We start from the raw sequence: 12,470 nt of genomic DNA, 5'->3' as shown, positions 1-12,470 counted from the left end.
CACCAGAGAGAACGCCATGGACCGCCTCGACAACACCGTCCGCCCCTACGCCTGGGGTTCCCCGACCGCCATTCCGCAGCTGCTCGGCGTCGAGCCGACCGGCCGGCCGCAGGCGGAGATGTGGATGGGCGCCCACCCGGGCGCACCCTCGCGCACCGGCCGGGGCACGCTCGCCGAGGTGGTCGACGCCGACCCCGAGAAGGAACTCGGACCCGCCGCCGTCGCCAGGTTCGGCCCCCGGCTGCCCTTCCTCCTCAAGCTCCTCGCCGCGGGCGCGCCGCTCTCCCTCCAAGTCCACCCCGACCTCGCGCAGGCGAAGGAGGGCTACGCGGACGAGGAACGGCGCGGCATCCCCGTGGACGCCCCGCACCGCAACTACAAGGACGCCAACCACAAGCCCGAACTGATCTGCGCCCTCACCGAGTTCGACGGCCTGTGCGGCTTCCGCGACCCGCTTCAGGCCGCGGCCCTCCTCGACGACCTCGGCGTCGACTCCCTCAAGCCCTACGTCGACCTGCTGCACGCCCACCCCGAGGACGCCGCCCTGCGCGAGGTCCTCACGGCGATCCTCACCGCCGACCCCGACGAGATGTCCCGCACCGTCGCGGAAGCGGCCGCCGCCTGCGACCGCCTCGGCGGCGCCTACGCCCCCTACGCCGACATCGCCCACCACTACCCGGGCGACCCCGGCGTCATCGCCGCGATGCTCCTCAACCACGTCCGGCTCCAGCCCGGCGAGGCCCTCTACCTGGGCGCCGGCGTGCCGCACGCCTACCTCGACGGCCTCGGCGTCGAGATCATGGCCAACTCCGACAACGTCCTGCGCTGCGGCCTGACGCCCAAGCACGTCGACGTCCCCGAACTCCTGCGCATCGTCCGCTTCCTCCCCAGCGACCCCGGCGTCCTGCGCCCCGAGGCCTCCCCGGACGGCGAGGAGGTCTACGAGACGCCCATCGACGAGTTCCGCCTCTCCCGCTACGTCCTCCCCGAGGCGGGCGCCGCCCACGACCTCACCCGCCCGACCCCGCAGATCCTGCTCTGCACGGCCGGCACCGTCCGGGCCGGCGAACACGAGCTGACCCCCGGTGAGTCCGTCTTCGTCCCGGCCGGCGAAAAGGCCGAAGTGTCCGGAACGGGAACGCTTTTCCGGGCCACCGTCGTCGCCTGACCGTTTCGACGGCCCGATGCCGGTGACCTGACTCACCGCCGCGACGGCGGGCTGCAACAATGGCCCACCGTCAAGCACGGGCAAAGCCACGGGCGCGCACCAACGCGGGCGCCCGGGCCCAGGAACGGCGTACGAAGGGACAACGCGGACATATGAGCGCGTCAGGCGGAACCAAGGCGATCGTGGCGGCACTGGCCGCCAACCTCGCCATCGCGGTAGCGAAGTTCGTGGCGTTCCTCTTCAGCGGCTCGTCATCGATGCTCGCCGAGTCCGTCCACTCCGTCGCCGACTCGGGCAACCAGGCACTGCTCCTGGTCGGCGGCAAGAAGGCGAAGCGCGAGGCCACCCCGGAACACCCCTTCGGCTACGGCCGCGAGCGCTACATCTACGCCTTCCTCGTCTCCATCGTCCTCTTCTCGGTCGGTGGCATGTTCGCCCTCTACGAGGGCTACGAGAAGATCAAGCACCCGCACGAGCTGACGCACTGGTACTGGCCCGTCGGCGTCCTGGTCTTCGCGATCATCGCCGAGAGCTTCTCCTTCCGGACGGCCATCAAGGAGTCCAACCCGCTGCGCGGCGGCCGCTCCTGGAAGGACTTCGTCCGCCACGCCAAGGCCCCCGAGCTCCCCGTCGTCCTTCTGGAGGACCTCGGCGCCCTCGTCGGCCTCATCCTCGCGCTCGGCGGCGTCGGCCTCGCCCTTCTCACCGGCGAGAGCGTCTGGGACGGCATCGGCACCCTCTGCATCGGCATCCTGCTCATCCTGATCGCCCTGGTCCTGGCCGCCGAGACCAAGTCCCTGCTGCTCGGCGAGTCCGCCGGCGCAGAGGAGACCCGGAAGATCGAGGCCGCCGTCGTCGACGGCGACACCGTCACCCGCGTCATCCACATGCGCACCCTCCACCTCGGCCCCGAGGAACTCCTCGTCGCCGCCAAGATCGCCGTCCGGCACGACGGCACGGCCACCGAGATCGCCGCCGCGATCGACGCCGCCGAGGCCCGCATCCGCGACGCCGTCCCGATCGCCCGCGTGATCTACCTCGAGCCGGACATCTACAGCGAGCGCGAAGCCGCCAAGGGCCCCGACCCCGAGGCCACACCCGGGGGACCGACGCCGAGCGACGCCGGACACTGACGTCTGCCACAAGCACCGCACGAAACACCCCTGGGGCCCGCCGCACCACGTCGGCGGGCCCCAGGGCTTGTACGGAGGCTTTGGCTGCGTCAGCGAAGCCGCCAAGGGCCCCGACCCCGAGGCCACACCCGGGGGACCGACGCCGAGCGACGCCGGACACTGACGTCTGCCACAAGCACCGCACGAAACACCCCTGGGGCCCGCCGCACCACGCCGGCGGGCCCCAGGGCTTGTACGGGGTCTTCGTCTGCGTCCGGGTCCAGGCCCCTGCCCCCGAGGCCAGGCTCCTCAGCCCCGCACGCCCCACGGCGTCGGGGCCAGCGCCACGCTCCGCGCCCGCCGCCGCACGACCACGGCGGCGATCCCCAGCCCCACCCCGGTCGGCACCGCCAGGGCACCGAGCAGCATCGCCGAGCCGAGCACCACCGGCACGGTGGAGTCATCGATCACGCGTCCCCGGATCACCGACTCCGGCAATGTCCCGCCCCGGTCGTCGAGGAAGGCCCGCGCGTCACGGGCGTTCGCGCGATGGTCGCCCAGCATGAAGAGCCGGCCCTCCGGGACCCGCACGTCGTAGGCGGGAGTGACGAACCCACGGCTGGCCTCCGGGTTCTCCAGATACGGCTCCCGCAGCGGCTTTCCGTTCACGGCGATACGAGTGCCCGCACCCGTCCCCCCGCAGCACATCACGTGATCGCCGCCCACACCGATGACCCTTGCCATCACCAACTCGTCGAAGCCGTACCGGTCCGGCGCCGAGAACAGCACGACATCCCCGCGCCGTACATCGCTCCCCCCGATCCGCTCGAAGACGACCCGGTCGCCCGGGCCGTGCGCCGGCTTCATGCTGTCGCTCCGCACGACCGAGCCACCGAAACCCCGGAAACCGACGAAACCACCGAGCCCCGACAGCAGCCCCACCAGCCCCACCACGACGGCTGCGATCCCCAGCCCCCGCCCCTTGCCAGACATGCGTTCCTCCCCATGCGGTCTCTCCGCGGGCGCAGAGCCTAACGGCTGCCCACAAGCGGCCCGGCGGGGGTCCGCGCCCCGATGCCGGACGCGGACCCGCAGCCCGCTACCCGACCTCGCGCAGCACTCCGAGCAGCGTGTCCGCGTCCGACGCGGCCAGCAGCCGCTCCCGGAACCCGGCATCCATCAACTTCCGCGACAGCACCGCCAGGATCCGCAGATGCTCGTCACCCGCGGCCGCCTCCGGCACGGCGATCATGAACACCAGCCTCGCCTTCGTACCGTCCAGCGATCCCCACTCGACGCCCTCCACGGACCGCGCGAAACCGACGACCGGCTCCGTCACCGCGTCCGTCTTGGCGTGCGGTATCGCGATGTGGTCGCCGAGCCCGGTCGTACCCTGCGCCTCCCGGCGCAGCGCACACGCCACCAGTTCCTCCACGTCCGCGACCCTGCCGGTGCCAGCCAGCTGCTCACTCATCTCCCGGATCGCGGACTCCTTGTCACCGGCACCGAGCTCGACCCGCACGGTCTGCCGGGTCAGATAGCCGGAGAGCACCTCGCCCACGCCGGCCTCCTCGGCGGGAGCGCGACCCGCGCTCCCGGGAGCCACCGCCTCCCCGGAAGCCGCGGGCGCGCCGGCCGGCTCTGCCGCGCGTACGGTCCGCTCCGCCACGGCATCTCCGCCGCCCTGCGCTCCGGCTCCGACGCCGACCAGGGCCGGCTCGGGCCCGGCCGGGGCGCCGACTCCGCCGAGTGCCTCCCCGCGCCGCCTGCGCTCACTCAGGTCGACCAGGGCGACCGTGACCAGTGCGGTGACGATCGAACCGATCACCACGGCCACGAAGAACATCGGCACCCCGCTCACCGCACCCAGCACGGCCACGATCGGCCCGCCGTGCGGCACCGCGTCCTCGACCCCGGCGACCCCGGCGATCGCACCGGCGACCGCGCCACCCAGCATGTTGGCGGGGATGACCTGCGTGGGGCGCGCCGCCGCGAACGGGATCGCACCCTCGGAGATGCCGAAGCACCCCATGAACAGTGCGGCGAACCCGGTCTCCCGCTCCTGCTCGGTGTACAGCCGCTTCCGTATCAGCGTGGCCAGGCCCTGCCCCAGCGGCATGACCGGGATGGCCGCCGCGCACATGCCCATCACCGTCTGATTGCCGGTCGCGATGAGGCCGGCCCCGAACAGGAACGCCGTCTTGTTGACCGGCCCGCCCATGTCGAACGCGATCATGAGCCCCAGAATCGCGCCGAGCAGGATCGCGCTGGTACCGGTCATCCCGCTGAGCCAGTCCGTCAGGTGCTCGAACACCCAGGAGATCGGCTTGCCGATGACGTAGATGAAGAACAGCCCCAGGGCCGTGGTCGCCACGATCGGGATCACGATGATCGGCATGATCGGCTGCGCGAACTTCGGGACCTTCACCTTCTTGATCCACACCACCAGATACCCGGCGAGGAACCCGGTCACGATCGCCCCGATGAAACCGGCGCCCGCCTTGGAGTCGTACAGCTCACCGGTGTTGGCGATCCAGCCGCCGATCATGCCGGGCACGAGAGCGGGCCGGTCCCCGATCGCGTACGCGATGTAGCCGGACAGGATCGGCACCATCAGCGTGAAGCCGATGACGCCGATGTTGTTCACATCCATCCAGAAGGAGTCCTTCGGGATGACCAGACCGCCCGAGGGGTCGGTGTGCCCGCCGATCGAGAGCGAGATCGCGATCAGCAGCCCCCCGACCACGACGAACGGGATCATGTAACTGACCCCGTTCATGAGCGCCTTGTATCCGGCGCTCCGCTCCCTGCCGCCACCGGCCGCGGGGGCCGTGCGGGCGCCCCCTCCCGTGTGCACGGGCGCGGACAGCACCCGCTCGATCAGCCGCTCGGGGTGGCGAATGCCCTCGTCGACCCCGACCGTCAGCACCCGCTTGCCGGCGAAGCGGCTCAGGTCCACGTCCTTGTCCGCGGCGACGATCACGCCGTCGGCGTGCTTGACATCGTTGTCAGTGAGCACATTTTCGGCCCCGATGGATCCTTGCGTCTCCACCTTCATGTCGATGCCGCGACTCTCGGCGGCCAGGGCGAGCTTTTCGGCCGCCATGTACGTATGGGCGATGCCGGTCGGGCAGGCGGTCACCGCGAGCAGCCTCAACCGCTGCCGCTCGCCATCGCCGCTGCCCGTGGGGGGAGGGCCGGCCGGACTGGTCACGTCGATCTCCTAACGCCTTTGTCATGCGGAACCGGCGTCCCGGACGCCCCGCAGGATCGATCAGCTGTTCAGAACTCCCGGGCATCCTGCACCACCTCGCTCCAGACGCAAAGGCCGGAAGCTCCCTGCTCATCCCGCTTCGACCCCTCCTGCCGCCGCCTTCGTTGGTGTCCTGTTATCGCTCCCGCCCCTCGATCACACACCCCACCGGCCCCCCGCCCGCCGCGATCCCGCGGAGGCCGGTGCCCCCGCGCGCACCACCGCCTCCATGGCCGGATCCGTTCGGAGGCGGACTGGGGGCGGCCCGGCCTTGCGGTGTAGCTTGGGACGGAGCCAGACGTCGCTGCTGATGGCGGTCGGGCGGTCCCACCGCGGACCGGCCGAGGGAGAGAGGGCCTCCGACGGACTGCGCTGCGCGCACGCGGGCATGCCTGTGTCCTCTTTCGGGCACCCCTGTGTCCGCCGCCGCGCAGACCAGCCGTACCCACCTCGCCCCAACCCCGAGGAGCAGCTCGCAATGACGACTGTCGACAACCGACAGGACTTCAAGGTCGCCGACCTCTCCCTGGCCGCGTTCGGCCGCAAGGAGATCACTCTCGCCGAGCACGAGATGCCGGGCCTGATGGCGATCCGCAAGGAGTACGCCGAGACCCAGCCCCTGGCCGGCGCCCGTGTCACCGGCTCCCTGCACATGACCGTGCAGACCGCCGTGCTCATCGAGACCCTGGTCGCCCTCGGCGCGCAGGTCCGCTGGGCCTCCTGCAACATCTTCTCCACCCAGGACCACGCGGCCGCCGCCATCGCCGTCGGCCCGAACGGCACGGTGGACAACCCCCAGGGCGTCCCGGTCTTCGCCTGGAAGGGCGAGACCCTGGACGAGTACTGGTGGTGCACGGAGCAGGCGCTGACCTGGCCGGACAGCCCCACCGGCGGCCCCAACATGATCCTCGACGACGGCGGCGACGCCACCCTCCTCGTCCACAAGGGCGTCGAGTACGAGAAGGACGGCAAGGTCCCCTCGCCCGACACCGCCGAGTCCGACGAGCACCGCGTCATCCTCGAACTGCTGACCCGCACCCTGGGCGAGAACCCCCAGAAGTGGACCCAGCTGTCCTCGGAGATCCGCGGCGTCACCGAGGAGACCACGACCGGCGTCCACCGCCTGTACGAGATGCAGCGCGACGGCGTCCTCCTCTTCCCGGCGATCAACGTCAACGACGCCGTCACCAAGTCGAAGTTCGACAACAAGTACGGCTGCCGCCACTCGCTCATCGACGGCATCAACCGCGCCACCGACGTCCTCATCGGCGGCAAGACCGCGGTCGTCTTCGGCTACGGCGACGTCGGCAAGGGCTGCGCGGAGTCCCTGCGCGGACAGGGCGCCCGCGTGATCGTCACCGAGATCGACCCGATCTGCGCCCTCCAGGCCGCGATGGACGGCTACCAGGTCGCGACCCTCGAGGACGTCGTCGAGACGGCCGACATCTTCATCACCACGACCGGCAACAAGGACATCATCATGGCCTCGGACATGGCCAAGATGAAGCACCAGGCCATCGTCGGAAACATCGGCCACTTCGACAACGAGATCGACATGGCCGGCCTCGCCAAGATCCCCGGCATCGTCAAGGACGAGGTCAAGCCCCAGGTCCACACCTGGACCTTCCCCGACGGCAAGGTGATCATCGTCCTGTCCGAGGGCCGCCTGCTGAACCTGGGCAACGCCACCGGCCACCCGTCGTTCGTGATGTCCAACTCCTTCGCGGACCAGACCCTGGCCCAGATCGAGCTGTTCACCAAGCCCGACGAGTACCCGACCGGCGTCTACGTGCTGCCCAAGCACCTCGACGAGAAGGTCGCCCGTCTCCACCTCGACGCGCTCGGCGTGAAGCTGACGACGCTGCGCCCCGAGCAGGCCGAGTACATCGGCGTGCCGGTCGAGGGCCCGTTCAAGCCGGACCACTACCGCTACTGAGCCGAGCAGCACCGCTGCCGCGTTCGCAGCCGGTCGGATCTCCGAGGCAGGCCCCCGCACCCCCGTGCCGGGGGCCTGCCCCGTTCGACAGGCCGGCGACGACCGGCCCAGCCCGTCAAGACCCAGGACCCCCATGCCCCGCGGCCGCTATTCGCTCCACGATCCGCACGATCACACCCCCCTCGCAGAAGAACACTTCCAGTGCGCCCCCGGCCCCTCCGGCTGGCGCTACGTCTCCCAGCTGACCACCCCCGCAGGCGATCACCACGGCTCCGTCGACCTCACCCTCGACGAACTGGGCCGCCCCATCCGCCTCGAACTCCACGCCGCCGCCTGGCAGGTCCGCGGCGCCGCCCTCGACGGAGTCACCTGGGTCCGCACCGACCCCACCGGGACCGACGCCACCGAAGGCAATGTGCGCGCCCACGCCTTCACCGGCACCTCCCCGGCATTCCTCGTCGCCACCGCCCGACTCCTGCGCATCACCCCCTCCGCAGCCGCCACCCGCGTACGCCTCGTCGCCTTCACGGACCCGGTCCTCGCCCCCCGCACCGTGGACCAGTCCTGGGCCTTGGTGAAGAGCGAAGCACACGCCACTGACAACGGCCCCCTGGCCGTGGACGAATACCAGGTCACAGCGTTGGACACGGGCGAGCAGCACACCGTGCACATCGCCGGGGACGTGGTCCTCGCCGCCCCCGGCATCGAGCTCGAAGACCTGGAATCACCGCCGTCGGTGTTCCCCTGAACACACGGCCACGCCGGGCCGGCGGGCCCCGCGCTCCGCTAGGCCGGCGGCACGAACCCGGTGCCGGGCCGTTCGCCCGCCGAGCCCGCCGGTGACTGCGCGGGCCGCTCCACAGCGGACGGCTCGGAGACCACCTCAGGCGCCCCGGGCGGCCGCCCGGGGACAGCGGGAGTCCCGCCACGAGGAGCGGGCGATGCCGCTGGACCATTCGTCGACGCAACGGCGGCGGTCGTGGCCGCCCGGGCCGCATCGCTCCCGAAAGCCCGCCGGGCCTCCCGCGCCTGCCGTTCCTGCACCACGGCCGCCAGATACGCCGCCGGCGGCACACCCTGCGGCACCGGAGCCCCAGTACGCTCCGCCAGATCCGAGGCCAGCCGCTCCGCCATCGACCAGCCCACCTGCGGATCCAGCTGCTGCATACGCGTCAGGTACTGCCGGACGGCGAGCCACAACCCGTCGGGCACCGCCGACAGATCGAGCCCCGAGAACCGACCCGCCAGCCACGGCGGAGGAGGCGGCACGAAACCGGTCCGCGTGACCGGGATCCGCTCCCGCACGACCAGGGTCCCCGCGAACACATCCCCCAGCCGCCGCCCGCGCGCCGACACGAACGAGGCGATGCAGGCGACGATCCCGAACGTCATGAGGATCTCGATCACCCCGATCAAGCCCCTCACCAGCGCATGCCGGAACCGGATCGGCCCCCCGTCGTCCCGCACGACACGCAGCCCGCATGCCAGCTTCCCCAGCGACCGCCCGTGACTGAGCGTCTCTACCGCGATCGGCCCGCCCACCAGGACGAGAACGAACGTCGCGATCGACAGCGCCGTCTGCGCCGCCTCGTCGAGCGAGGCCGTGGACGTCACCAGCACGATGGTCACCGCGACATATACCGCCATCGCCGCCACCAGATCGAGCAGCACGGCCAGCGCCCTGCTGGGCAGCCTCGCTGGGCGCAGCTCCAACGCCACAGCCTCGCCCGTCACCAGCTCACTCACGCCCGCCGTCCTTCCCCTGCCCTGCCCCCGACAGGGCCAGTCTGCCAAGCTGAGGGCGCATCGCGCCGTAGTACGACAAGCTGATCCACGACGAGCCTCCGACGACCAGCCGAGGAGCAGGCACACCGATGGACCTGGACGTCTTCGTCTCCGCCCACCGAGCGGAATGGGACCGCCTCGAAGCCCTCCTCCGCCGCCAGCGCCGCCTCAACGGCGCCGAGGCCGACGAACTCGTCACCCTCTACCAGCGCACGGCGACGCACCTCTCCCTGATCCAGTCCAGCGCCCCGGACCCGCAACTGACCGGACGGCTGAGCCAACTCGTGGCACGCGCGCGTAGCGCCGTGACAGGCACCCGACGCGCCTCCTGGCGAGACGTCACCCGCTTCCTGACCCAGGGCTTCCCCGCGGCCGTATACAAGGCACGCCACTGGTGGGTGCCCACAGCGCTCCTGTCGACGGCCGTCGCCGCCCTCCTCGGCTGGTGGATCGGCACGCATCCCGAAGTCCAGGCCTCCATCGCGGCCCCCAGCGAACTCCGCGAGCTCACCCGCCCGGGCGGCCAGTACGAGACGTACTACTCCAGCCACCCGGCCGCCAGCTTCGCCGCCCAGGTCTGGACGAACAATGCCTGGGCCGCCGCTCTGTGCCTCATCCTGGGGGTGTTCCTGGGGCTGCCGGTCCTCTGGATCCTCTTCCAGAACATGCTCAACCTCGGCGTCGGCGTCGGCCTGATGTCCTCGGCCGGCCGCCTCGACACGTTCCTGGGCCTGGTCCTCCCGCACGGCCTCCTCGAGCTCACCGCTGTCTTCGTCGCCGCCGGCACTGGTCTGCGCCTGGGCTGGACGCTCATCGACCCCGGCCCCCGGACGCGCCGCACCGCTCTCGCGGAAGAGGGCCGGGCCGCCATAGGCATGGCCATAGGTCTCGCCCTCGTCCTCTTCGTCTCCGGCGCCATCGAAGGCTTCGTCACCCCCTCCGGCCTCCCCACCTGGGCCCGCATCACCATCGGAGTCGCCGCCGAAGTGGCCTTCCTGGCCTACGTCTACGTCCTGGGCGGCCGTGCCGCCCGCGCCGGGGAGACAGGTGACGTAGAGGCCGCGGAACGCAGCGCGAGCGTCCCCACCGCCGCCTGATCGTCCCGCCGACCGGCGGATGTGCGACCACCTCCGTTCAACTGCTAGTCTCCTCTTCGCCCCACAGGAGCTGTTGACACGGCAAGTGCGGGGAGGTAGATTCGAACAGTTGCCTGGAGATGGGCTCTAGTCCCGGACCAGCCACAGTGAACATCTATCTGCTTCTTGAAACGCTGATTTCATTGAAGCCTCTCCCGATGAATCGGAAATGAGCGGCCGGTCAGTCCGGCCTGAAACTTCTGATAAAGTCGGAACCGCCGGAAAGGGAAACGCGAAAGCGGGAACCTGGAAAGCACCGAGGAAATCGGATCGGAAAGATCTGATAGAGTCGGAAACGCAAGACCGAAGGGAAGCCCGGAGGAAAGCCCGAGAGGGTGAGTACAAAGGAAGCGACCGTTCCTTGAGAACTCAACAGCGTGCCAAAAGTCAACGCCAGATATGTTGATACCCCGTCCATCGGACAACCGATGGTCGAGGTTCCTTTGAAGAAAACACAGCGAGGACGCTGTGAACGGTCGGGCCTATTCCGCCTGACTGTTCCGCTCTCGTGCGTGTCATCCCGATCACGGGAAAACATTCACGGAGAGTTTGATCCTGGCTCAGGACGAACGCTGGCGGCGTGCTTAACACATGCAAGTCGAACGATGAACCACTTCGGTGGGGATTAGTGGCGAACGGGTGAGTAACACGTGGGCAATCTGCCCTGCACTCTGGGACAAGCCCTGGAAACGGGGTCTAATACCGGATACTGACCATCGCAGGCATCTGTGAGGGTCGAAAGCTCCGGCGGTGCAGGATGAGCCCGCGGCCTATCAGCTTGTTGGTGAGGTAATGGCTCACCAAGGCGACGACGGGTAGCCGGCCTGAGAGGGCGACCGGCCACACTGGGACTGAGACACGGCCCAGACTCCTACGGGAGGCAGCAGTGGGGAATATTGCACAATGGGCGAAAGCCTGATGCAGCGACGCCGCGTGAGGGATGACGGCCTTCGGGTTGTAAACCTCTTTCAGCAGGGAAGAAGCGAAAGTGACGGTACCTGCAGAAGAAGCGCCGGCTAACTACGTGCCAGCAGCCGCGGTAATACGTAGGGCGCGAGCGTTGTCCGGAATTATTGGGCGTAAAGAGCTCGTAGGCGGCTTGTCACGTCGGTTGTGAAAGCCCGGGGCTTAACCCCGGGTCTGCAGTCGATACGGGCAGGCTAGAGTTCGGTAGGGGAGATCGGAATTCCTGGTGTAGCGGTGAAATGCGCAGATATCAGGAGGAACACCGGTGGCGAAGGCGGATCTCTGGGCCGATACTGACGCTGAGGAGCGAAAGCGTGGGGAGCGAACAGGATTAGATACCCTGGTAGTCCACGCCGTAAACGGTGGGCACTAGGTGTGGGCAACATTCCACGTTGTCCGTGCCGCAGCTAACGCATTAAGTGCCCCGCCTGGGGAGTACGGCCGCAAGGCTAAAACTCAAAGGAATTGACGGGGGCCCGCACAAGCGGCGGAGCATGTGGCTTAATTCGACGCAACGCGAAGAACCTTACCAAGGCTTGACATACACCGGAAAACCCTGGAGACAGGGTCCCCCTTGTGGTCGGTGTACAGGTGGTGCATGGCTGTCGTCAGCTCGTGTCGTGAGATGTTGGGTTAAGTCCCGCAACGAGCGCAACCCTTGTCCCGTGTTGCCAGCAGGCCCTTGTGGTGCTGGGGACTCACGGGAGACCGCCGGGGTCAACTCGGAGGAAGGTGGGGACGACGTCAAGTCATCATGCCCCTTATGTCTTGGGCTGCACACGTGCTACAATGGCCGGTACAATGAGCTGCGATACCGCGAGGTGGAGCGAATCTCAAAAAGCCGGTCTCAGTTCGGATTGGGGTCTGCAACTCGACCCCATGAAGTCGGAGTCGCTAGTAATCGCAGATCAGCATTGCTGCGGTGAATACGTTCCCGGGCCTTGTACACACCGCCCGTCACGTCACGAAAGTCGGTAACACCCGAAGCCGGTGGCCCAACCCCTTGTGGGAGGGAGCCGTCGAAGGTGGGACTGGCGATTGGGACGAAGTCGTAACAAGGTAGCCGTACCGGAAGGTGCGGCTGGATCACCTCCTTTCTAAGGAGCACTTCTTA

General features: G+C 69.0%; 8 protein-coding genes and 1 rRNA gene. 6 read left to right on the top strand and 3 right to left on the bottom strand.

The features are described 5' to 3' along the window. The first annotated feature begins 16 nt into the window (after positions 1-16). Together manA and IGS69_RS13395 are read left to right on the top strand one after the other, a co-directional pair. Positions 17-1,168, top strand: a complete 1,152-nt coding sequence (gene manA, locus IGS69_RS13400; protein ID WP_190899482.1) for a mannose-6-phosphate isomerase, class I — start codon at positions 17-19, stop codon at positions 1,166-1,168. Between the two features lie 152 nt (positions 1,169-1,320). Beyond that, positions 1,321-2,301: a cation diffusion facilitator family transporter gene (locus tag IGS69_RS13395; RefSeq protein ID WP_190899480.1), complete on the top strand. Its 981-nt coding sequence runs from the start codon at positions 1,321-1,323 to the stop codon at positions 2,299-2,301. 288 nt (positions 2,302-2,589) lie between these two features. Here IGS69_RS13395 and lepB read toward each other — a convergent pair whose 3' ends face one another. Both lepB and IGS69_RS13385 read right to left on the bottom strand, forming a co-directional pair. Then, a complete protein-coding gene (gene lepB, locus IGS69_RS13390) occupies positions 2,590-3,273 on the bottom strand; it encodes a signal peptidase I (RefSeq protein WP_190899479.1) in 684 nt (227 codons plus the stop codon). Positions 3,274-3,379: 106 nt separating this feature from the next. Then, entirely contained in the window at positions 3,380-5,494 is a 2,115-nt protein-coding gene (locus tag IGS69_RS13385) for a fructose-specific PTS transporter subunit EIIC (protein WP_190899477.1), read from the bottom strand. A gap of 517 nt (positions 5,495-6,011) precedes the next feature. Here IGS69_RS13385 and ahcY point away from each other — a divergent pair. Both ahcY and IGS69_RS13375 read left to right on the top strand, forming a co-directional pair. After that, positions 6,012-7,469, top strand: a complete 1,458-nt coding sequence (gene ahcY / locus IGS69_RS13380) for an adenosylhomocysteinase (RefSeq protein ID WP_190899475.1) — start codon at positions 6,012-6,014, stop codon at positions 7,467-7,469. Between the two features lie 133 nt (positions 7,470-7,602). Then, the gene (locus IGS69_RS13375) at positions 7,603-8,217 is read left to right on the top strand and encodes a hypothetical protein (RefSeq protein WP_190899473.1); all 615 of its coding nucleotides are present in this window, start codon (positions 7,603-7,605) and stop codon (positions 8,215-8,217) included. A gap of 38 nt (positions 8,218-8,255) precedes the next feature. On the opposite strand, the gene IGS69_RS13370 is transcribed toward IGS69_RS13375, so the two are convergent. Then, on the bottom strand, positions 8,256-9,215 hold the full coding sequence (locus IGS69_RS13370; RefSeq protein ID WP_190899471.1) for an RDD family protein: 960 nt from the start codon (positions 9,213-9,215) through the stop codon (positions 8,256-8,258). A 128-nt stretch (positions 9,216-9,343) separates the two neighbouring features. On the opposite strand from IGS69_RS13370, the gene IGS69_RS13365 reads away from it, so the two are divergent. Together IGS69_RS13365 and IGS69_RS13360 are read left to right on the top strand one after the other, a co-directional pair. Next, positions 9,344-10,351 (top strand): stage II sporulation protein M, encoded by a 1,008-nt coding sequence (locus IGS69_RS13365; RefSeq protein WP_190899469.1) that lies wholly within the window; start codon positions 9,344-9,346, stop codon positions 10,349-10,351. 576 nt (positions 10,352-10,927) lie between these two features. After that, positions 10,928-12,453, top strand: a 16S ribosomal RNA gene (locus tag IGS69_RS13360). Positions 12,454-12,470 lie beyond the last annotated feature (17 nt).

The organism is Streptomyces tuirus (assembly GCF_014701095.1).
GTDB classification, from domain to species: Bacteria; Actinomycetota; Actinomycetes; order Streptomycetales; family Streptomycetaceae; genus Streptomyces; species Streptomyces tuirus.
This window is presented reverse-complemented; position numbering and strand designations above follow the sequence as displayed.